The 20,728-nt window shown below is 68.7% G+C and carries 21 protein-coding genes; 12 read left to right on the top strand and 9 right to left on the bottom strand.

Going from position 1 to position 20,728, the window contains the following annotated elements:
• Nucleotides 1-23 precede the first annotated feature (23 nt).
• A complete protein-coding gene (locus HDA45_RS16260; protein ID WP_184905702.1) occupies nucleotides 24-1,715 on the top strand; it encodes an SDR family oxidoreductase in 1,692 nt (563 codons plus the stop codon).
• A 23-nt stretch (nucleotides 1,716-1,738) separates the two neighbouring features.
• Nucleotides 1,739-2,362 carry a TetR/AcrR family transcriptional regulator gene (locus HDA45_RS16255; RefSeq protein WP_184896186.1) on the top strand — a complete coding sequence of 208 codons (624 nt, stop codon included), beginning with the start codon at nucleotides 1,739-1,741 and terminating at the stop codon, nucleotides 2,360-2,362.
• Here the strand turns inward: HDA45_RS16255 and HDA45_RS16250 are convergent.
• The gene (locus tag HDA45_RS16250; protein WP_184896184.1) at nucleotides 2,359-3,510 is read right to left on the bottom strand and encodes a citrate synthase; all 1,152 of its coding nucleotides are present in this window, start codon (nucleotides 3,508-3,510) and stop codon (nucleotides 2,359-2,361) included. The genes HDA45_RS16255 and HDA45_RS16250 overlap by 4 nt on opposite strands.
• A gap of 292 nt (nucleotides 3,511-3,802) precedes the next feature.
• On the opposite strand from HDA45_RS16250, the gene HDA45_RS16245 reads away from it, so the two are divergent.
• Genes HDA45_RS16245 through HDA45_RS16220 form a run of 6 tightly spaced genes read left to right on the top strand, consistent with a single transcriptional unit; the run spans nucleotide 3,803 to nucleotide 8,203 of the window.
• On the top strand, nucleotides 3,803-4,105 hold the full coding sequence (locus tag HDA45_RS16245) for an urease subunit gamma (RefSeq protein WP_184896182.1): 303 nt from the start codon (nucleotides 3,803-3,805) through the stop codon (nucleotides 4,103-4,105).
• Between the two features lie 11 nt (nucleotides 4,106-4,116).
• The gene (locus HDA45_RS16240; RefSeq protein ID WP_184896180.1) at nucleotides 4,117-4,410 is read left to right on the top strand and encodes an urease subunit beta; all 294 of its coding nucleotides are present in this window, start codon (nucleotides 4,117-4,119) and stop codon (nucleotides 4,408-4,410) included.
• The gene (locus HDA45_RS16235; RefSeq protein ID WP_184896172.1) at nucleotides 4,410-6,131 is read left to right on the top strand and encodes an urease subunit alpha; all 1,722 of its coding nucleotides are present in this window, start codon (nucleotides 4,410-4,412) and stop codon (nucleotides 6,129-6,131) included. The genes HDA45_RS16240 and HDA45_RS16235 overlap by 1 nt, the downstream gene beginning before the upstream one ends.
• The gene (locus HDA45_RS16230) at nucleotides 6,131-6,805 is read left to right on the top strand and encodes an urease accessory protein UreF (protein WP_184896170.1); all 675 of its coding nucleotides are present in this window, start codon (nucleotides 6,131-6,133) and stop codon (nucleotides 6,803-6,805) included. The genes HDA45_RS16235 and HDA45_RS16230 overlap by 1 nt, the downstream gene beginning before the upstream one ends.
• Nucleotides 6,795-7,502 (top strand): urease accessory protein UreG, encoded by a 708-nt coding sequence (gene ureG, locus HDA45_RS16225; protein ID WP_184896168.1) that lies wholly within the window; start codon nucleotides 6,795-6,797, stop codon nucleotides 7,500-7,502. The genes HDA45_RS16230 and ureG overlap by 11 nt, the downstream gene beginning before the upstream one ends.
• Nucleotides 7,499-8,203, top strand: coding sequence for an urease accessory protein UreD (locus tag HDA45_RS16220; RefSeq protein ID WP_184896166.1), 705 nt, complete (start codon nucleotides 7,499-7,501; stop codon nucleotides 8,201-8,203). Before ureG ends, HDA45_RS16220 begins: the two co-directional genes overlap by 4 nt.
• A 341-nt stretch (nucleotides 8,204-8,544) precedes the next feature.
• Here HDA45_RS16220 and HDA45_RS16215 read toward each other — a convergent pair whose 3' ends face one another.
• Entirely contained in the window at nucleotides 8,545-9,636 is a 1,092-nt protein-coding gene (locus HDA45_RS16215; protein WP_184896164.1) for a lipase family protein, read from the bottom strand.
• A 91-nt stretch (nucleotides 9,637-9,727) separates the two neighbouring features.
• Between HDA45_RS16215 and HDA45_RS16210 the strand changes: the two genes are divergently transcribed.
• Nucleotides 9,728-10,348, top strand: coding sequence for a TetR family transcriptional regulator (locus HDA45_RS16210; RefSeq protein ID WP_184896162.1), 621 nt, complete (start codon nucleotides 9,728-9,730; stop codon nucleotides 10,346-10,348).
• Between the two features lie 15 nt (nucleotides 10,349-10,363).
• On the opposite strand, the gene HDA45_RS16205 is transcribed toward HDA45_RS16210, so the two are convergent.
• From HDA45_RS16205 to HDA45_RS16175, 7 genes are read right to left on the bottom strand one after another with little or no spacing between them, the layout of a single operon-like run.
• On the bottom strand, nucleotides 10,364-10,957 hold the full coding sequence (locus tag HDA45_RS16205; protein WP_184896160.1) for an ATP/GTP-binding protein: 594 nt from the start codon (nucleotides 10,955-10,957) through the stop codon (nucleotides 10,364-10,366).
• The gene (locus HDA45_RS16200; RefSeq protein WP_184896158.1) at nucleotides 10,935-11,315 is read right to left on the bottom strand and encodes a DUF742 domain-containing protein; all 381 of its coding nucleotides are present in this window, start codon (nucleotides 11,313-11,315) and stop codon (nucleotides 10,935-10,937) included. The genes HDA45_RS16205 and HDA45_RS16200 overlap by 23 nt, the downstream gene beginning before the upstream one ends.
• Nucleotides 11,316-11,335: 20 nt before the next feature.
• The gene (locus HDA45_RS16195; RefSeq protein ID WP_005156032.1) at nucleotides 11,336-11,761 is read right to left on the bottom strand and encodes a roadblock/LC7 domain-containing protein; all 426 of its coding nucleotides are present in this window, start codon (nucleotides 11,759-11,761) and stop codon (nucleotides 11,336-11,338) included.
• Entirely contained in the window at nucleotides 11,758-14,433 is a 2,676-nt protein-coding gene (locus HDA45_RS16190; RefSeq protein WP_184896156.1) for a sensor histidine kinase, read from the bottom strand. The genes HDA45_RS16195 and HDA45_RS16190 overlap by 4 nt, the downstream gene beginning before the upstream one ends.
• Nucleotides 14,434-14,447: 14 nt before the next feature.
• On the bottom strand, nucleotides 14,448-15,224 hold the full coding sequence (locus tag HDA45_RS16185) for an ABC transporter ATP-binding protein (RefSeq protein ID WP_184896154.1): 777 nt from the start codon (nucleotides 15,222-15,224) through the stop codon (nucleotides 14,448-14,450).
• Nucleotides 15,221-16,183, bottom strand: coding sequence for an ABC transporter permease subunit (locus HDA45_RS43050; protein WP_184896152.1), 963 nt, complete (start codon nucleotides 16,181-16,183; stop codon nucleotides 15,221-15,223). The genes HDA45_RS16185 and HDA45_RS43050 overlap by 4 nt, the downstream gene beginning before the upstream one ends.
• Entirely contained in the window at nucleotides 16,180-17,184 is a 1,005-nt protein-coding gene (locus HDA45_RS16175; RefSeq protein WP_184896150.1) for an aliphatic sulfonate ABC transporter substrate-binding protein, read from the bottom strand. The genes HDA45_RS43050 and HDA45_RS16175 overlap by 4 nt, the downstream gene beginning before the upstream one ends.
• A gap of 393 nt (nucleotides 17,185-17,577) precedes the next feature.
• On the opposite strand from HDA45_RS16175, the gene HDA45_RS16170 reads away from it, so the two are divergent.
• The 3 genes from HDA45_RS16170 to HDA45_RS16160 all read left to right on the top strand — a co-directional run bounded on the left by HDA45_RS16170 (nucleotide 17,578) and on the right by HDA45_RS16160 (nucleotide 20,715).
• Nucleotides 17,578-17,949, top strand: coding sequence for a hypothetical protein (locus HDA45_RS16170; protein WP_184896149.1), 372 nt, complete (start codon nucleotides 17,578-17,580; stop codon nucleotides 17,947-17,949).
• Nucleotides 17,950-18,437: 488 nt separating this feature from the next.
• A complete protein-coding gene (gene pdxH, locus HDA45_RS16165; RefSeq protein ID WP_101610812.1) occupies nucleotides 18,438-19,118 on the top strand; it encodes a pyridoxamine 5'-phosphate oxidase in 681 nt (226 codons plus the stop codon).
• A gap of 313 nt (nucleotides 19,119-19,431) precedes the next feature.
• Entirely contained in the window at nucleotides 19,432-20,715 is a 1,284-nt protein-coding gene (locus HDA45_RS16160) for an MFS transporter (protein ID WP_184896147.1), read from the top strand.
• Nucleotides 20,716-20,728 lie beyond the last annotated feature (13 nt).

The raw sequence follows: 20,728 nt of genomic DNA, 5'->3' as shown, positions 1-20,728 counted from the left end.
ATGACACCATGTCTCATAAGTGGGTGACGGCCAGCGACGGTGTCCGCCTCTTGGTCCGGGTGACCGGTGTCGACGACGCGCCCACGGTGGTGCTCGTCCACGGTTACCCGGACAACGGCTCCATGTGGGACGGCGTCGCCGCCCTGCTGGAACAGCGTTTCCGGGTCGTCGTCTACGACGTCCGCGGCGCGGGCCGCTCGGACAAGCCTTCGGGACGCGCGTCCTATAAACTCGACCAGCTGTCCGAAGACCTCGCCGCGGTCGTCGACGAGGTCCAGCCCGTGGGCAAGGTCCACCTGCTCGCGCACGACTGGGGTTCCATCCAGACCTGGCATTCTGTCACCGGTGACAGGCTGCGCGGACGGCTCGCGTCGTTCACCTCGATCTCCGGGCCCAGTCTCGATCACGCGGGAGCGTGGTTCCGCGCGCAGGCACGCCCGAACCCCAAACGGATCAAGAACGCGCTCGTGCAGTGGGCGCACTCGACCTACATCCTCGGCTTCCAGCTCCCCCTGGTCCCGCAGTTGCTGTGGCGCACCGGCGCGATGGGCGCGCTCATCGGCCGCATGGATCCGGCGGCCGCCGCTCCCTCCACTTCGGACGGACTGCACGGGCTCAACCTCTACCGTGCCAACGTGTTCACCCGTCTCTCCCGACCGAAGCCGCGCAACGCCGAGATCCCGGTGCAGGTGCTCGCGCCCACCGGCGACAAGTTCGTGACCACGCCGCTGCAGACCGAGATCGAGCGCTGGGCGCCGGACCTCCGGGTCCGCCGGATCGTCGGCACGCACTGGGTGGTCCGCGAGAAGCCGCATGTGATCGCGAAGGCCGCGGCGGAGCTGATCGACCACGTCGAAGGCGGCGAGGAAAGCCGCGCGCTCAAGCAAGCCCGGCAGGGCGGTTTCGCGCACAAGCTCGTCCTGATCACCGGCGCCGGCAGCGGGATCGGCCGCGCGACGGCGCTCGCGTTCGCGGACAAGGGCGCCGACCTCGTCATCACCGACATCAACGGCTCGGCCGCCGCGGACACCGCGAAACTCCTGCGGGACAAGGGTGCCACCGTCGGCGAGTACACAGTGGACTCCTCCGACGCCGAGGCGGTCGAGAAGTTCGCCCAGCAGGTAAAGGAAGAGTTCGGCGTTCCGGACATCGTCGTGAACAACGCGGGCATCGGCCTGTCCGGCCCGTTCCTCGACACGACGGTCAAGGACTGGGAACGTCTCATCGACGTGAACCTGTGGGGTGTCATCCACGGCTGCCGCGTCTTCGCCGAGCAGATGCGGGAGCGGGCCGAAGGCGGCCAGATCGTCAACGTCGCCTCGGCCGCCGCCTACCTGCCGTCGAAGATCCTTTCGGCCTACGCCACCACGAAATCCGCCGTGCTGACGCTGAGCATCTGCTTGCGCGCCGAGCTCGCCGCCGAGAACATCGGCGTCACCGCGATCTGCCCGGGCATCGTGAACACCAACATCACCAGCACCACGCGGTTCGTCGGCGTCGACGACGTCGAGCAGAAGCGGCGCCAGAAGTCGAGCAGCAAGCTGTACGCGAAACGCGGCTTCGGCCCGGAGCGGGTCGCGCGCGACATCCTGCGCGCGGTCGAAAAGGACAAGGCGATCCAGCCCTCGACCCCGGAGGCCAAGGCCGCGCTCGTCCTCTCCCGGCTCACCCCAGGACTGCTGCGGGCCGCGGCGAAACTGGACGTCACCCCGTGACAACCGCCAGACGGCCTCGCCGGATGTCGCCCCAGGCGCGCCGCGAGGACCTGATCCGCGCCGCGCTGGACCTGTTCGGTTCACGCGCGCCCGAACTCGTCACGGTCGACGACATCATCGCGCGCGCGGAGGTCTCGCGGCCGCTGTTCTACCGTTATTTCTCGAGTCTGCGGGAATTGCAGGTCGAGGCTCTGAAGACGGTCACCGAGGGGCTCATCGACGGTCTGGCCGGGCTCGAGGAAGGCCCGCCCGAGACCAGGCTGCGGGCCGCCGTCCGCGGGCTGATCGACGTCGCCGACCACTACCGCGCGGGTTATGTCGCGCTTCTGCGCAGTGGTTCGGTGATCGCGACCTCGGAGACGGACGCGGCGATCGACGAGGTCCGCAACCGCGCCGTCGAGCTCATCCTCGACGCGCTCGAAGTGCCGGAGCCCTCACCGATGCTCTCTCTGACCCTGCGTTGCTGGACAGCCGTCGTCGAGGGTGCCTTGCTGAGCTGGCTACAGGAACGCGCCGTGTCCCGCGAGGTGCTCGACGGCTGGCTGGTCGATCAGCTGACAGCCATGCTCTCGGCGACGGCGCTGCACGACTCAAACGCAGTGAAGGGGCCTTTCGCGATGAAAGGCCCCTTCGACGTACGTGACTAGGCCTGCTTGGCGACCAGGTCCCAGCCTTCGACCTCTTCCGGCTTACGCGGCTCCGGCCCGACGTACTTGGCCGACGGGCGCACGAGACGGCCGGTCTTCTTCTGTTCCAGGATGTGCGCGGCCCAGCCGGCGGTGCGCGCCGAGCTGAACATCGCGGGCATCATATGCGGCGGTACCTGGGCGAAGTCCAGGATCACGGCGGCCCAGAACTCGACGTTGGTCTCGATCGGGTGATCCGGACGGCGCTCGCGAAGCTCCTTCAGCGCCACCTGCTCCAGCTCGGCGGCCGCCTCGTAGCGCGACGCGCCGAGTTCCTGGCAGGTGCGGCGCAGCACGCGCGCCCGCGGGTCCTCCGCGCGGTACACGCGGTGCCCGAAGCCCATCATGCGTTCCTTGCGGTCCAGGATGCCCTTGACCAGGCCCGACGCGTCACCGGTCTTCTCGACCTCTTCGATCATCGGCAGCACCCGCGCCGGCGCGCCGCCGTGCAGCGGGCCCGACATGGCGCCGATCGCGCCGGACAGCGCCGCGGCGACGTCGGCGCCGGTCGAGGCGATCACCCGGGCGGTGAAGGTCGAGGCGTTGAGACCGTGCTCGGCGGCCGAGACCCAGTAGGCGTCGATGGCCTTGACGTGGGCCGGGTCGGGCTCGCCGCGCCAACGGACCATGAACCGCTCGGTGATCGACTTCGCCTCGTCGACCCGCGTCTGGGGGACGGCGGGCTGCCCGATGCCGCGAGCGGACTGGGCGACGTAGGAAAGCGCCATCACCGAAGCCCGCGCAAGCTGGTCGCGGGCCTCGTCGTCGGTGATGTCGAGCAGCGGCCGGTAACCCCAGATGGGGGCGAGCATGGCCAGCGCGGCCTGGACGTCGACCCGGACGTCGCCGGTGTGCACCGGCAGCGGGAACGGTTCGGCGGGCGGTAGCCCGTGCCCGAACCGGCTGTCGACGAGAAGACCCCAGACGTCACCGAAGGTCACCTTGCCGGCGAGATCCTCGATGTCGACACCGCGATAGCGCAGCGCGCCACCGTCACGGTCGGGCTCGGCGATTTCGGTCCGGAAGGCGACAACGCCTTCGAGGCCCGGTCGGAAACCGTCGTCGACCTGGTCGGACGGCTGATTGGTGCTGATCGTGGAGGCACTCACTGTGGTGAAACCTTTCGATGCGCATTCCCCGGCTTTGTGTTTCATGCGTGGACGGGATACACGCGGCGAAGGCGCGCCTCATCGCACGGATGGACAAACTTTGCTCCACGTCGGGGCGCGGGGCAATCGAAAGATGTGGTGGTTTCGGTCACGATTACGAGAACGATTCAGTGAAAACGGCCTTCGTACGCGAAGAGTTACGGTGACGTTCACTTTGCGTGTACCGGTCGCCGAGGTAAATCCTGTGTTTCGAGAACCGGCGCAGGACGGTTTCCGGTGATAGACCTTTCTCATGCACCTGAGCCCCCAGGAGCGGGACAAACTGCTCATCCACGTCGCGGCGGACGTGGCTCGCAAACGCCTTGAACGCGGGGTCCTCCTGAACTACCCCGAATCGGTGGCGTTGATCACCGACCACGTTCTCGAAGGCGCCCGTGACGGACGGACCGTGAGCGAACTCGTCGCCAGCGGCCGGACGGTGCTCGCGCGGGCGCAAGTGCTGGAGGGCGTACCGGAAATGGTCGACTCCGTGCAGGTCGAAGCCACTTTCCCGGACGGCACGAAGCTCGTCACCGTGCACGACCCGATCGTCTAGAAGGGGGACGGGTGCGTCCAGGAGAGATCATCACCGGTGCGGCGCCGGTCGAACTGAACCCCGGCAGGCCGCGGGTCCGGCTGCTCGTGCGGAACCTGGGCGACCGGCCCGTCCAGGTCGGCTCGCACTACCATTTCGCGGCCGTCAATCCGGGACTCGAATTCGACCGCGAGGCCGCGCGAGGACACCGGCTCGACGTGCCGGCCGGAACTTCGGTGCGTTTCGAGCCGGGCGTCGAACGCGAAGTCGACCTCGTCCCGCTGGCCGGGAACCGGCGCGTGCCCGGATTGCGGAAGGAATCCTGATGCCGTCGATCGAGCGCGACCGTTACGCCGAACTCTTCGGCCCGACGACCGGCGACAGGATCCGCCTGGCGGACACCGATCTGCTCATCGAGGTCACCGAAGACCGCAGCATGGGGCCGTCCGGCAGCGGGGACGAGGTGCTCTTCGGCGGCGGCAAGGTGATCCGCGAGTCCATGGGCCAGGGGATGGCGACCAGGGCCGAAGGCGCGCCGGACCTCATCATCACCGGAGCGGTGATCCTGGACCATTGGGGGATCGTCAAGGCCGACGTCGGCGTGCGCGACGGCCGTATCGTCGGCATCGGCAAGGCGGGGAACCCGGACACGATGGACGGCGTCGACCCGGCACTGGTGGTCGGACCGTCGACGGAAGTGTTGTCCGGCAACGGGAAGATCCTCACTGCGGGCGGTATCGACTGCCACGTCCACTTCATCTGCCCTCAGCTGACCGACACCGCGCTGGCGTCCGGGCTCACCACGCTGGTCGGCGGCGGCACCGGGCCGGTCGAGGGCAGCAAGGCGACCACGGTCACGCCCGGCGCGTGGAATCTCGGCCGGATGCTGCAGGCGATGGACGGTCAGCCGGTCAACGTCCTGTTGCTGGGCAAGGGGAACACCGTCCGGCACGAGGCGTTGCGCGAACAGCTCGCCGCCGGTGCCGGCGGCTTCAAACTGCACGAGGACTGGGGCAGCACCCCGGCCGCGATCGACGCCTGCCTCACCGTGGCCGACGAATCCGGTGTCCAGGTGGCGATCCACACCGACACGCTGAACGAGGCGGGGTTCCTGGAGTCCACTGTGGACGCCATCCGGGGCCGCTCGATCAACGCGTACCACACCGAAGGCGCGGGCGGCGGGCACGCGCCGGACATCATCCAGGTGGCCGGGCTGGCCAACATCCTGCCGTCGTCGACGAACCCGACGCGTCCGCACACCGCGAACACCCTCGACGAGCATCTCGACATGCTCGTCGTCTGCCACCATCTGAACCCGTCCGTACCCGAGGATCTGGCGTTCGCCGAAAGCCGTATCCGGCCGACCACGATCGCGGCCGAGGACGTCCTGCACGATCTCGGCGCGATCTCCATGATGAGTTCGGATTCGCAGGCGATGGGCCGGATCGGCGAGGTGATCATCCGGACCTGGCAGACCGCGCACGTGATGAAACGTCGCCGCGGCGCGCTGCCCGGCGACGGCGCGGCCGACAATCTGCGGGCGCGTCGCTATGTCGCCAAATACACGATCAACCCCGCGATCGCGCATGGGATGGACCGCGAGATCGGTTCGGTGGAGATCGGGAAACTCGCGGATCTCGTGCTGTGGGAGCCGAAGTTCTTCGGCGTCCGGCCGCATGTCGTGCTCAAGGGCGGATTCCCGGCGTGGGCGGCGATGGGCGACGCGAACGCGTCCATCCCGACGCCGCAACCGGTGCTGGCGCGGCCGATGTTCGGCGCGGCGCCGGTCGTCGCGGCCGGGAGCAGTTTCCATTTCGTGGCACCGGAAGCCATCGAGAACGGCGTCGCGGAGCGATTCGGTATCGCGCGGAAGCTCGTGCCGATCTCGAACACCCGATCCCGCGGCAAGGCGGACATGGTGCTCAACGACGCCACCCCGGACATCCGGGTGGAGCCGGACAGTTTCGCCGTGCACGTCGACGGTGAGCTGATCGAACCGCGGCCGGTCACGGAACTGCCGATGGCGCAAAGGTATTTCCTTTTCTGATGAACACCGCCGCGCTCATCCTCGCCGACTCCCGGTTCCCCGGGGGCGGTCACGTCCACTCCGGCGGTCTCGAAGAGGCCGTCGCCCGCAAGCTGATCACCCACGAACGCGACCTGCCGGGGTTCCTCTCCGGGCGGTTGCGGACGGCGGGTTCGCTGGCCGCGGTGTTCGCGGCCGCGGCGGCGCACGCGGCCGCGCGGAAAGTCCGAAGTGGACATTGGTCGCGGCTCGATGCCGAACTCGACGCGAGGACGCCGTCGCTCGCGCAACGGGAGGCGTCCCGCGCGCAAGGGCGCGGAACGGCGAGGGCGGGCAAGGCGGCGTGGCCGTCACCGGTGCTTTCCCAGCTGTTGAAGGAAACCCCGAGACCGCATCATCCGGTGGTCCTCGGTGCGCTGGTCGGGGTTCCTCTCGACGCGGCGATGGCGGTGGCCTACCTGGCGATCAGCGGACCGGCGAGCGCGGCGGTGCGGCTGCTCGGACTCGACCCGTTCGCCGTCAACGCCGTCGTGGCAAGGCTTTCCGTCGAAGTCCGGGACGTATCCCTGCGCGCGGCCGAGGTCGCGGGGGCCGATCCCGCCGAACTCCCGGCGCCGGGGTCTCCGGCGCTCGATCTGTTCGCCGAGGCACACGCCCGGCATCACAAGGAAGAGGTGCGTCTCTTTGCCAGTTGAGCACGGTCACGGCCACGGGCACGTCCACCCGGTCAACTTCGACCCGACGGCCGCCGAACCCGATCACTACGAGCAGGCGCCGACCGCGGGCCGCGCCTACCGGATCGGTATCGGCGGGCCGGTGGGCAGCGGGAAGACCGCGCTCACCGCGGCGCTGTGCCGGGCGCTCGGCGACGAGGTGAACCTCGCCGTCGTCACCAACGACATCTACACCACCGAGGACGCCGACTTCCTGCGCAAGGCCGGGGTGCTCGACCCGGAACGGATCGAGGCCGTGCAGACCGGCGCTTGCCCGCATACCGCGATCCGCGACGACATCACCGCGAACCTCGACGCGGTCGAATTGCTCGAGGAGCGCTTTCCTGGGCTGGACCTGGTGATCATCGAAAGCGGCGGAGACAACCTCACCGCGGTTTTCAGCCGGGGGCTCGCCGACAGCCAGGTCTTCGTGGTCGACGTCGCGGGTGGTGACAAGGTGCCGCGCAAGGGCGGGCCGGGTGTGACGACCGCGGATCTGCTGGTGATCAACAAGATCGACATCGCGCATCTGGTCAACGCGGATCTGGACGTGATGACCTCGGACGCGCACCGCATGCGCGGCGAGCTTCCGGTGATCTCACAGTCCCTTGTGGACACTCCGAACGCGCCGGCTGTCGCGGATTGGGTCCGCTCGCTGCTCCCGGTCCGCGCGGGGTGAAGGCGCACGCGCGGCTGACCGCCTGCTTCGAGGGCGGCCGGACCGTACTGCGTGAGCTGCGCTCGATGGCGCCGCTCACGCTCCTTCCCAAACGGGGCGCCGGTGTGGCGGCGATCGTGCATCTGGTCAACTCGGCGACCTCGCCTTTGGGGGGCGACGAACTGAAGTTGACCATCCACGTCGGCCCCGGTGCTTCGCTGCGGCTCTCCGGAGTCGCGGCGACCATCGCGCTGCCTGGGTTGCACGGCGAAGAGAGTGTGACCGAAGTGGACGTCGTCGTGGAGGACGGCGGCTCGCTGGAGTACCTGCCGGAGCCGACCGTCGTGACCGCCAGGGCCCGGCACCGCGCGGTGTTCACCGCGGCTCTGGCGGCCGACGCGTACCTGCACACGCGGGAGGTGCTCGTTCTCGGCAGGGCCGGTGAGCGGCCTGGGTCCCTGGTGACCACGCAGCACGTGACACGTGGCGAAGTCCCTGTGCTGCGGCAAACGCTGGAGATCGGGGACTCCACTTTGGACTCCAGCCTCGCGCATCTGGCCGGACGGCGGGTGCTCGCGACCGATCTGGTCGTCGGCGGCCCCTCGGTTCCCGAAGCGTCCGGCGAGTGGTGGTCGCGGACGTCATTGGCCGCGGGCGGAACACTCACGACGTCCTTGGCGCCGGACGCCGTCACCGCGCTCCGGGTGTTCGGCGCGCCCTAGCGCCGGTCGGATTCGTCGGCTTTCGGGCGTGAAAGGGACGACGCGCGTGATCGGATGGACGACACGCGTGATCCGATGGACGACACGCGTGGCGCTCCGCCCTTGGTCGTGTCGTCCCTCCAGTCGCGCGTGTCGTCCGTCTGGTCACGCGTGTCGTCCGCTCGTTCCATGCGGCGTTCCAATCCGCTAGCGCCGCTAGAAATACTAGCGTTACTAAAGGTCCCTTGCTCCCCCGTTGTAGGGGCGTGTGTGGCGCCTGGAGGCGTTGCGAAAGCCACTTTCGCAACCTTGAAGGTTGCGAAAGTGGCTTTCGCGTCATCCCCGGCGGCGTACCCGGGACGTCAGAACTTGGTGCCCAGCCAGGTCATCGCGACCGGGCCGCCCGCCGAGACGCCGCCGATGTGTTCCAGCAGCGGGAACTCCTGCCAGGTGACGTCGGCGCCGAGGGCGCGATAGCGGTCGCGCAGGCCCTTGCCGACCGAAAGCGGGATCAGCTCGTCCAACGACGCGTGGTACAGGTAGACCGGCGCGCCCGGTTTGGTCTTGCCCGCCAGGTTCTCGCCGAGTCGGGCCTGCCAGCGCGGGTCGGACGAAACGTTCGGCACGGTCGTGAAGTCGTTGAGCCGCGCGAAAGGTGCGGCCGCGCCGAGTTCGACGACGCACGCTTCCTTCACCTTCGCGACGGCCTTCTCGCCCTTCGCGTTGAGCACGTCGTTGAAGGGTAGTTCGGGGTACGCCGTCGCGTAGCCGACTGCGGCGCCGAGCACCAGTCCGAACGCAGGACCGCCGTCGTTGAACTTCAGGACCGCGTTCAGATCCGCCGGGACACCGCCTTCCGCGACGCCGACCAGGTTGACGTCGGGTGCGTAGGACGGCTGCAGTTCGCCGGCGAACGCCGCGGCCTGACCTCCTTGTGAGTAACCGAAAACGCCGACCGGTCCGGTCTTGGACAGGCCTGCTTCGGGGACACGGGAGGCGGCGCGGGCGGCGTCGAGGACCGCCCGGCCTTCGGACTGGCCGACGGCGTAGGTGTGCGTACCCGGTGTGCCGAGGCCTTCGTAGTCGGTCACGACGACCGCCCAGCCACGCGAGAGTGCTTGGCTCATCAGGAGGACTTCGTTCTCGGACCCGTTCGTCAGCCGGGTCGACGGCGCGCAGCGGTCGCCGAGGCCGTGGGTGCCGACGGCGTAGCTGACCAGCGGACGCGGCCCCTTCGTCCACGGCGTGTGCGGCACCAGCAGGATGCCCGACACCGTGTTCGCCTTTCCGGTGGCCGAGGTGGAGCGGTAGTTGAGTTTCCAGGCCTTCGCCGGGGCGGTGGCGATCACCGGCCTGTAGTCGACCAGGTCCCCTGGCGCGTTCGGCGCGGCTTGCGCGGCGGGCGCGCCGATCAGGGCGGCTGCGAGGGCTGAGACCAGAACTGTCCGAAGCACCGTTGCCTCCAGTTTGGTAATTGAGATTTTCGCAATGTAGGCGCTGTTGGTAGCATCTGGCAATCCCTATTACCGAATCGGGGGAGGTCGAGTGGCCCGCACATACGGCGGGGTCGCACCCGAGCAGCGGCGCGCCGAACGGCGCGAACGCCTGCTCGTGGCGGCCCTGGACCTGTTCACTTCGACGGGCTACCAGCAGGCGAAGATCACCGAGTTGTGCACGCGCGCCGGCGTCTCGACGCGGAACTTCTACGAGGAGTTCGAGAGCAAGGAGAAGGTGCTGCTGACCCTGCACGAGCGCATCAACGCCCTCGCGCTGGAGCACGTCACCGGTGTCCTGGAACGCCTGGAGGGCGCCGACGCGGTCACCAGGATCGGGACACTGCTGGACGTCTTCGTCGGCACGGTGACCTCGGACCCCCGGATGCCGCGGCTGAACTACGTCGAAGCCGTCGGCGTCAGCGCGGCTTTGGAGGCGCAGCACCAGGAATGGGTCGACCGGTGGGCCGCGTTCATCGAGGCCGAGGCCCGGCACGCCGCCCTGGGCGGCGTCGCACCGGACCGCGACTATCACCTGACCGCGATAGCGCTCGTCGGCGCGGCGACCGGTCTGCTGCGCGAGTGGCAGGCACATACGCCGCCGTTACCGGTCGCCGACGTCGCCGCCGAACTCCGTGCCCTGATGCTGGCCGCCATCACCCGGCCGGGCTGAGCGGGCCGCGCCGCGTCAGGACGCGGCGGACGCCCGCCGGTAGGTGTTGTGCAGGACGGCGAGCAGCGCGTCCCTGACCGAAAGGCGCTGCCGTGCGTCGAAGGTGATCAGCGGGACGTCCTCGCTCACCGCGAGCGCCCAGCGCACGTCCTCGAGATCGTGCTTGAGGGAACCGTCGAAGACGTTCACTCCGACCACGAAAGGCAAACCGGCCTTCTCGAAGTAGTCGACGGCCGGATAGCAGTCGTCGAGCCGCCGGGTGTCGACGATGACGAGCGCGCCCAGCGCGCCGAGCACCAGGTCGTGCCACATGAATCCGAACCGGTCCTGGCCCGGCGTGCCGAAGAGGTACAGCTTCACCTCGTTGTCGATGGTGAGGCAGCCGAAGTCCAGCGCCACCGTGGTGGTGGTCTTCGACGGCACCTCCCCGCCCGGTCCGTCGACGGCCGCGCCCGCCGAGGTCATGGCGGCCTCGGTCGTCAGCGGTTTGATCTCCGAGATCGCGCCGACGGTGGTCGTCTTGCCGACGCCGAATCCGCCCGCGATGACGATTTTGACCGGTGTCGGCGGCCTCGCCGACGCCGGTTCAGCGAATTGCTTCGAGTCCACGAATGACCCTTTCGATCATGCCGAGGTCCTGGGTGAGAGCTCCGGCCGGACGCCGGAGCACGACGTAGCCGAGCGCGGCGAGATCCGCCACGAGCACCCGGGCCACGCCGATGTGCAGGCCGAGCATCGCCGCCACTTCGGCGACGGATTTCGTGTCCCGGCAAAGGGAAACGATCTCCCGTCGTTCGAAGGTCAGCCTCGCCTGCGACGCCGCGCCGAGCCTGCTCGTGAGCACCTGTGCCTCGATTTCGAGCGTGCCGTCCACCGGCTGCGCGCGGCCGGCGGTGAGCAGGTACGGGCGCAGCGGCGAGATGCCCTGTTCGGCCCCTCTCGGTCGGGGTACCTGGTCGTCGCTCATTCCCTTATCCCCTCGTCAGTTCAGCTGCCGACGCTCTTCTTGAGTTCCTCGATCAGCGCGGGGGTGAGCACCTCGGTGGCCCGGTTGGCGAACATCGCCATCTCGTAGGCGATCGTGCCGAGGCTGGCCTGCTTGGTGGCGAGCACACCGAGCGAGCAACCGATGCTGATCGTGCAGACCAGCAGGTAGCCCTGCTCCAGTTCGATGATGATCTTGTCGGGCGAACCGAGCGGGTGGCTCTCGGAGACACCGTGTGCCAGGCCGAGCATCGCCGAGCAGATCGCGGCCAGCCGGTCCGCGTTGGCGCGTTCCAGCTCGGACGACATCGCGATCAGCAGGCCGTCGGCCGAGACGGCGATCGCGCCCATCGCGCTCGCCGTGTTCTGTGCGAAGCGCGTCACCAACCAGTTGAAATTCCGGGCTTCGACGCTGACTCCGGTCGTCATCTCTTGCTCTTCTCTCTCTGTTCCATCTCCGGGTTGACGGCTTTCTCCAACCCGTCACTGAAGGCGTCGAACGCGGCACGCTCGGCCTCGGGGTCACGCATGCCCTTGGGCTTGGTGGTGTTCAGTGCCGCCCGCGCGGTCTGGTGGCGCGCGGCCGGTCCCTTCGCCAGTCCCGGCGCCAGCTGGGCACCGGGGACCCGTCTGGTGAGACCGCCGCGCGAGGCGGCGGGCACCGGTGTCGGGGTCGGCATCGGCGTCGGTATCGGATTGCCCGCCGGTGGGCTCACCGGCGGCGGCGGGGCTTGCGGCGGAACGGCTGCCTTCGCGAGTCCGGCCTCGAACCCGTCGAAGGCCGCTTTGGCCGCCTCTGGATCATGCCTGGACTTCTGCCGCGACGGTGCTTCGGGGGCACCGGGAAGCTGCGCGCCCTTGACCCGTCGCCTCAGCCCGCCGCGGGTCTCCCCGGAATCGGCGGCGGTCAGTGTCGGCGCGGGAGCTTCGAAGGCGGGCAAGGGTTCGGGCAGTGGTGCGGGTGACGGCACGGGTTCCGGCATCGGCATCGGCTCCGGAATTCCCCGGTCGGTCTTGCGGAACCACCGGAAGTCCTTGGGGGGCTGACCATCGCGCGGGATCATCCCGGCGATCGCCAGTGTCGGCAGCTCCCGCCCGGACGCCCTTTCCCGAGGCTGGGGCGGGGCTTGCGGCGGGGTGGGCTCGTCGCCCGGCTCCGCCGTCGGCCACGCCGGCGGCGGGACGGGCTTCTGCACGGGCTGCCGATAGGTCAGCAGATCCGGCGGGACGGCGATCCGCGCGGTGATACCGGCGCCCGGTTCGGTTTCGGTCAGCTCGACCTTGAGCCCGTGCCGCCGCGCGAGCCGTCCGACCACGAACAGCCCGAGCACACTGGTCGGCGCGAGTTCGAGCCGCTCGCGTTCGACCAGCCGCCGGTTCTCCTCGGCGAGCCGTTCGGCGGTCATGCCGATGCCCTGGTCGACGATCACGATCAGGCAGGAGCCGTCGGGCAGGATCTTCGTGCCGACGTCCACAAAGGACTCCGGCGGGGAGAACGACGTCGCGTTCTCCAGCAGCTCGGCGAAGATCAGCACCAGATCCGAACCGAACGGCGAAGACAGCAGGACGTCGCCCATCGAGCCCAGCCGGACCCGCTGGTAGTCCTCGATCTCCGCGAGCGCCGAACGCAGCGCCGTCGAAAGCTCGATCGGCCCGGAAATCCTCGCCTCGTCACGGTTTCCCGAAACGACGAGCAGGTTGTCCGCGTTCCGGCGCAGACGGGTGGAGAGGTGGTCGAGCCGGTAGAGGCTCGCCAGCAGGGCGACGTCCTGCTCGTTGCGCTCCAGCTCGTCGACCAGCGCTAGCTGCCTGCCCACCAGGTTCTGCGTCCGCTTCGCGACGTTGGCGAACATGAGGCCGACGTTGCGCCGCGTGACGGCCTGCCGTTCCACCAGTTCGGCCGCGGTGGCCTGCACCCGGTTGAACGCTTCGGCCAGCTTGCCGAGTTCGTCCTGGGAGGACACGTCGATGGTGGCGAGCCGTGGCGCGAGCTCCTCGGCCTGCTCGGTGTCGGTGACGCGGACCAGTTCGGTACTCGCGAGGTCGGCGACCGACGTCGCCGCCGTGGTCAGCTTCCGCAGCGGATCCGCGATCGACCGGCTGACCGCGATCGCGAGACCACCGACCAGCAGGAACAGCACACCGGCACCGGCACCGATCGTCCACGCCAGGTTCTGCGCGGCGTCCGCTCGCGCGGTCGCCGCGTCGGTGATGCCGGTGGTGACCTCGTCCTGGGCGAGTCGTCGCTGGTTCGACTGGGCCTCGACGGCGCCGAGGATGTCCGGCAGCAGTGTCTGCACGGCCTGTGCGCCGCGGGTGTCCGGGAGCTTGGCTTCCAGCGCGTCGACCCGGCGGCCCGTCTCGCCCTGCTCGACCGAGACGACCTGCGTCGCCTGGGTGACGTCGGCCTGCTGCACGAACCGTTCGAGGAACAGCGACGACTGCTGCTTCGCGTCGTCCAGCACCGGTTTCCCGGATTCGGGCGTGACCAGCACGATGATCAGCGCCATCCCGCGCAGCGAGTTCTCCTCGTTCGCGCGCAGCAGCGCGTCGAGCGCGGTCAGCTGCCGGGTGCCCTCCGCGTCACTGGTCTGCTGCGGGACGAGGCGGAGCGAGTTGATGACCGCGTCGATCACCGCGTGATAGGTCCGCGCCACGCTGTCCAGCGAGGCACCGCGCCGGAGCGCGTTCTCCCGGATCTCGCTCAGCGACCCGATTCGCACGAGGGCGGCCGCGAGCTCCTCCGGCGCGTCGGCGCTCAGCTGCGAACGCACCCGGTTCACCGTGTCCGCGACGACGCCCTGCTGCTTCAGCATCGCGCCGCTGCTGGCCGTCGAAGACGCGATGTAGTGCGCCGTCAGCAGCCGTTCCCGCTGCAGTTCCCACGCCAGCGTGCCGAGGGCACGGGCCTGTGACGCGACGTCGGCGGTGGTGCGGGCGGACCGGGCGTCGTCGATCTCCCCGGCGACGTAAGGCACCGACACCAGGACCACGGCGGTCAGCGGCAACATCAGGAGCAGGTTGAGCTTGCCCCGGATGCCGAGTCTGCCGAGCAACCCGGAACGCGGGGTGCGTTCCGGCCGGGTCTTCCCGTGCCTCATGATCACCTTTCTTCTCAGCTACGCCCGAGGTGTCCGCGGTGCTGTTCCCGGACGAGGTCTTCGATGGACGCGCGCAACGAAAGGAACTCCGGCGCGCGTTTGACCGCGAGGTCGCGTTCATCGGGCAGGTCGACCACGATGTCGGCGGCCACGCGGCCGGGGTCCGAGGCCAGCACCACGACGCGTCTTCCGAGGAACACGGCCTCTTCGACGTCGTGGGTCACCATCAGCACGGTGGTGCCGGTGTCGGTCCAGATCCGGCGGATCAGGACCTGCATGTCCTCTTTGGTCTGGACGTCCAGCGCGCCGAAAGGTTCGTCCAGCAGCAGGACGTCGGGTTCGCACGCCAGCGCCCGCGCGATCGCGACCCGCTGTTTCTGACCGCCGGAAAGCTGTTTGGGCAACGACTTCCGCAAACCGTCGAGCCCGGTCTCTTCGAGATACCAGTCGACGCGGCGAGCTCGCTCGGCCTTGTCGAGGCTCAGCAGTTCGAGCCCGAAAGCGACGTTGCTCTCCACCGAACGCCACGGGTACAGCGCCCCGTGCTGGAACACCAGCCCGCGATCGGGGCCGGGCCCGGTCACCGCGTCGCCGTCGAGGGTGATCAGGCCCTCGGACGGTTCGGCCAGCCCGGCGATCAGCGAGAGCAGGGTCGACTTGCCGGACCCGCTCGCGCCGACCACGCAGACGAAGTCGCCGCGCGCGATGTCGAGGTCGATCCCGTCGAGAGCCCGCGTGGTCTTGCCGCGGACCGTGTAGTCCTTGGCGACGGCCTTCAGCTGAAGCGTCATGCCGCCCACTTCCCGACGCGTGTCCGCAGCTGCCGCAACGCGATGTCGATGATCAGTCCGAGCAGGCCGATCACGATCAGCAGCGCGAAGATCCGGTCGGTCTGGGTGAACCGCTGCGCCCGCATGATCCGCAGGCCGAGGCCCGCGGTGGCGTTGATCAGTTCGGCGACCACCACGAAGTTCCACGCGGCCGCGGCGTTGACGCGGGTCGCGTCGATCATGCCGGGCAGCGCGTGCGGGACGATCACCTTGCGCAGGACCTCACCGCGCCGCGCGCCGAGCGTGTAGGACACGTCGATCAGCGAACGCGGCACCCCGCGGACGGCGTCTGCCGTCATCAGCGTGTTGAAGAAGACCGTGCCGAGGAACAGGACGGCGACCTTCGACGGTTCGCCGAGGCCGAGCCAGATCATCAGCAGCGGGATGAACGCGCTCGCCGGCAGGTAGCGCAGCATCGCGATGACCGGCTCGAACAGCGCCAGTCCCGCGTTGAACGTCCCCATCACGATGCCGAGCGGGATCGAGACGAGGATCGCGAGCCCGAAACCGAGCAGCACCCGCTGGGTGGTCGCCCAGAGGTCGCTGAACAGTTCGCCGGACTCGGCCATCTTCAGCAGCGCGTCGAACACCGCGACCGGGGTCGGCAGGAACGTCGGCTTGATGGTGCCCAGCGCGTTCAGTGTCACCCAGATCAGCAGCGGGATCGCGAACGAGGCCACCGCCAGCGTCCACCGCCAGCGCGCGGGGATCGGGGTGCGGAGCGAGAACAGCGGGGACGCGTTGGGCTTGAGGCCCGCCCGGCGGGGCAGCGGCGACCAGTCCGGTCGCTTGCCACCGCCCCGGACACGGCTTTCCTGTGCTTCGGCGAGCCGCTGCTCGTCGTCGAGACGGCGCGCCTCGGCCTCGTCAGCGGCGTCCGTCCGCTGAGCGGCCTGGCTCGCCGAATCCGTGGTGCTCACTTCACCGCCTTGACGTACTGGTCGTCGAACAGCCCGTCGAAGTTGGGCCTGCTCTGGGCGAGCCCGTTGGCGATGATGAAGTCGGCGATCTTGCCCGCCTGGAAGTTCAGGTGGGCGGGGGTGACGCCCGGGGTGAACGCGTCGAGGTTCTGCTGCTTGGTGAAGATCGTGGTGCCCGCGTCGTAGGACTTGTACTCGTCGATCGACACCGCGCCGCGTTTGGCCATGATCTGCACGGCCTCGTCACGGTTCTGCTTGATCCAGTCGATCGTCTGGAACCAGGTGGTCACCAGCGCCTGGACCTCCTTCTTGCGCTCCTTGGACATCTGCTCGGAGACGACGAGGTGGTCGGGGATGGCGCCGGGGAACTCGGCGGACGTCGCGATCGCGCGGCTGCCGGGACGCTCGAGCGCCTTCGAGGTGAAGGGCGCGAACGCGGCGACCGCGTCGACCTGCTCGCCGACGAACGCGGCCGCGGCGGCGTCGGTCAGCAGCGGGACCAGCTGGACGTCCTTCTCGGTCAGCTTCGCTTCCTGCAGCGCGAGCAGCAGGAGGTAGTGGTCGACGGTGCCCTGCTCGACGGCGATCTTCTTGCCCTTGAGGTCGGCGACGCCGGTGATCCCCTGACGGGCGATGATCTTGTCGTTGCCTGTCGAGTTGTCGTTGACCAGGACCACCGACAGCTTCGCGCCACCGCTGACGGAGGCGAGGGTGTCGTTGAGGGTCTGGCTGTTCGCGTCGATCGCGCCCGAAGAGAGTGCGTTGATGCTCTCGGTGTAGCTGTCGAACCATTTGAGGTCGACGGTCACGCCGTTCTTCTCGAAGAGGCCCTTCTCCTGGGCGACCGCCCAGGGGAACCAGCCCGGCCAAGCGCTGTAACCGATGGTGACCTTGGTGCCGGAAGCGGCCGTGCTGTCGGAACAAGCCGAAAGGGCTGTCACGCCTGCCAGCGAAAGGGCACACAACAGGGCCGTCATGAGACGGCGGGAACGGGAAATCACAACGCACTCCTGGGGAAGGGGAGTAACAAGGTCGTAGAAAGTTCCGGCGGCGGCTCGAGCGCAGGACTGATCGACCGACGTCGAACTCCCTCGCGGAAGCCCGGCCGGCAATAGCGGACGGAGCGGCCGCACACCCGGCCGTCCCATCCAAACCTCTGAACACACTGGATAGAGGTGATCACCCCGTTGCTCTCGGCGGCGATCCTATCGAGTGGCGCAAGGTCTACCTAGTGTGATCATCAGCTCTTGCACGATTTGCTGTCACATTCTGCTAAATCGGGGTCGTTCGCCCCAAGGGGCGGGGTCTCTTCCGGTGGGCAACCCCGTGCCGTCCGGGGCGCGTCCATCGGGTGACGGGTGAAATCTTCGCCCGGCTTCGGGAGGGAGCGGAAGATGAAAATTCGTTCGGCCGCGTTGTGCGTCGCGGGGGCGGCGATCGTGTCCACGATGGTCGGTGCGGGGCAGGCGAACGCGACCAGACCGTCCAGTCTGGTCTTGAGCCCGAACACCGTCGTCGCAGGTGGGACGGTGACCGCGGACCTCTACTGCCTGCGCCCGTCCGGTGCCGGCGAGCTCGCGAAGACCCTTGCCGCGGACGGTCTCGCCGCGCCGATTCCCTTGCGGGTGGTGGGGGACGGCGGTACCGGCGGCATCGGTGTCGCGTTGCGGGGCGACGGTTCCGTGGGGACGGTGCCGGGGCGGTACACGGCGTCGTACGACTGTTGGGGATGGATTGTTCGCGCGGAGTTCACTGTCACGAACTGACAGTCCGAGACGGACGAAGTGAAGGCCGCTTTCGGGATTTCGACCCTCCCGAGGGCGGCCTTCTTGGCACAACTCGTGAGTATGTGTCGCGTTCGTAATTTCTATCGGGCGACAGAATTAGACTGGATCCGGGGAGGCGAGTGCGGGCGTTGGGCCGAATGCCGCGATCAATTGTCGTGAATCAGGAAAATGGCGCCGGGAAATTGTCCGAGGGTCGTCGATTTTCGAAGTTTTGGTTTGGGTTAATTCGGTGTGTCGCGAGTGGCGAGCACGGTTCCGGCCGCCCTTGCCGCCCGCGAGGCCTTGATCGATCAGGGGCCGAAGGTAACCAGGAGGTAACGGCTTGCGGTCCGGCGGTTACACACAGATGATCGGACGGGGGTGGCGGGTGTCACCGTTCAGTGGGTTTCGCCGCCGCCTTCTAGGCAATACCGTCGGCGGCAAAGCCGAAGTCACAGATGCCCTGACCGGGTGCGGAGGTTTGGCGGATGATGCCGGAGATCAAGGATGGCGTGGACGGTGACGCCGTCGTGCGCCTGCCCGGAATGCGGGTGGCCTACGAAGGGGCCGCCTTCGACGAGTCCGCGCTGGCGGAGACCTGGACCGCCCAGTTACAGGACTGGCTGAACCAGGCCGTCTCCGCCGGAGTCGCCGAACCGAACGCGATGGTGCTCGCCACTGCCGACCCGGAGGGCAGGCCGTCCTCCCGGACCGTCCTGTGCAAGGGCCTCGACGAACGCGGCGTCGTGTTCTACACGAACTACACGTCGACGAAGAGCCACGACCTCACCGCGACGCGCTACGCGTCGATCACCTTCCCGTGGTACGCCCTGCAGCGTCAGGTCCACGTGCGCGGCGAGGTGGAGAAGGTCAACGTCGCCGAGACCGCCGAGTACTGGGCCTCCCGGCCGCGGGGCTCGCAGCTCGGGGCCTGGGCTTCGCCGCAGTCCCGCGTCGTCGACGGCCGCCGCGCCCTCGAGACCGCGCTCCACGGCATCGAGCGCCGCTTCGCCGACGTCGAGAAGATCCCGTTCCCGCCGCACTGGGGCGGATGGCGCATCCGGCCCGACGTCGTCGAGTTCTGGCAAGGCCGCGAGGACCGCATGCACGACAGGCTCCGCTACGTCCGCACCGACGACGGCTGGCAGATCGAGCGCGTCGCGCCGTAATTTTTGTCAGCGCGCTTACGAAAAGCGCGCCGAAGGGGCGTCGTTCCGTACGCAACTCGCGTTGCGGGCGGAGGGCGCCCCTTCATCGCGTTTTCGTGGGCCTTCGGCCCGAAAGAGGGCGCGCGACGGTGAAGTCTCCCCGTCGCGCTGGCGCGCTCCCGGGAGACGCGTGGGGTCACCAGTGCCCCGCTCGCGTAGGTGACGTGGGCTGAAGGGGCCCTTCGCCGCGTCTCACGTGGTGAAGGGGGCCTTCGGGGGCGGGTGACGTAAATCGCGCGCGGTTGGTTAGTTAGCGCGGCTAAGCTGTCTGGCTGTGAGTAGTGACGTGGGGGCCGAGCAGCGTAAAGGTGTCCGCAAGCTGTTCGGCTCGATCGTCGTCGACACCCGGCCGCTCAAGATCCCCGCGTTCCGCCGCCTCTGGCTGTCCACCGCGGTCACCGCCGTCGGCAGCCAGCTCACCGCCGTCGCGGTCCCCAAACAGGTCTTCGACCTCACCGGTTCGTCGGCGTACGTCGGACTGACCGGCCTGGTCGCCCTGATCCCACTGCTCGTCTTCGGACTCTGGGGCGGCGCCATCGCGGACGCCGTCGACCGCCGCAAGCTCCTGCTCGTCACCAACGTCGGGGTCACGGTCACGTCGGCGGTCCTGTGGCTCCAGGCGTTCCTGAACATCGGCTCCGTCTGGCTCGTACTCGCACTGCTGGCGGTCAACCAGGCGTTCTTCGCGGTCAACATGCCGACCCGCAGCGCCGTAGTCGCCCGGCTGGTGCCGGACAACCTGATCGCGCCCGCGACCGCGCTGAGCAGCACGATGGCCACCTTCGGCGCGGTCTTCGGCCCGCTGCTCGCCGGTTCGCTGATCCCGATCCTCGGCCTCTCGACGCTCTACTTGATCGACGTCATCGCGCTGAGCCTGACCCTCATCGCGGTCTGGAAGCTGCCCCCGATCCCACCGGTCGGCGAGATCGCGCGCCGAGCCGGGATCCGCGACATCATCGACGGCTTCAAGTACCTGGCGACGCAGAAGATCCTCTTGGCCTCCTTCCTCGTCGACATCATCGCGATGGTCGCGGGTATGCCGCGCGCGCTGATCCCGGAGATGGCGGAGCGCACGTTCGGCGACCCGCCCGGCGGCGGACCGGCACTGGGCTGGCTGTACGCCGCGCTCCCGGCGGGCGCGATGCTGATCGGCCTCTTCTCCGGTTGGCTGACGAGGATTCAGAAGCAGGGCGTCGGCGTGATCGTCTCGATCTGCGTCTGGGGTGGCGCGATCGTCGGCTTCGGTCTCGCGAATTCGCTGTGGCTCGCGGTCTTCTTCATGGCGCTCGCCGGAGCCGCCGACATGGTGAGCGCGATCTACCGGATGTCGATCCTGCAGGTCGCCACCACCGACGAGATGCGCGGACGGCTGCAGGGCGTGTTCACCGTCGTCGTCGCGGGCGGTCCGCGGATCGCCGACCTCACCCACGGCTGGGCCGCCGCGGGTGTCGGCACGGCCGCCGCCGCCTCGGGCGGCGGGGTGCTGGTCATCGTGCTGGTCATCGCGGCGGCGCTGCTGATCCCGTCGTTCTGGCGGTACCGGGCCCCGGTGGACTGATCCTCCGGGGCTA

The organism is Amycolatopsis umgeniensis (assembly GCF_014205155.1).
GTDB lineage: Bacteria > Actinomycetota > Actinomycetes > Mycobacteriales > Pseudonocardiaceae > Amycolatopsis > Amycolatopsis umgeniensis.
This window is presented reverse-complemented; position numbering and strand designations above follow the sequence as displayed.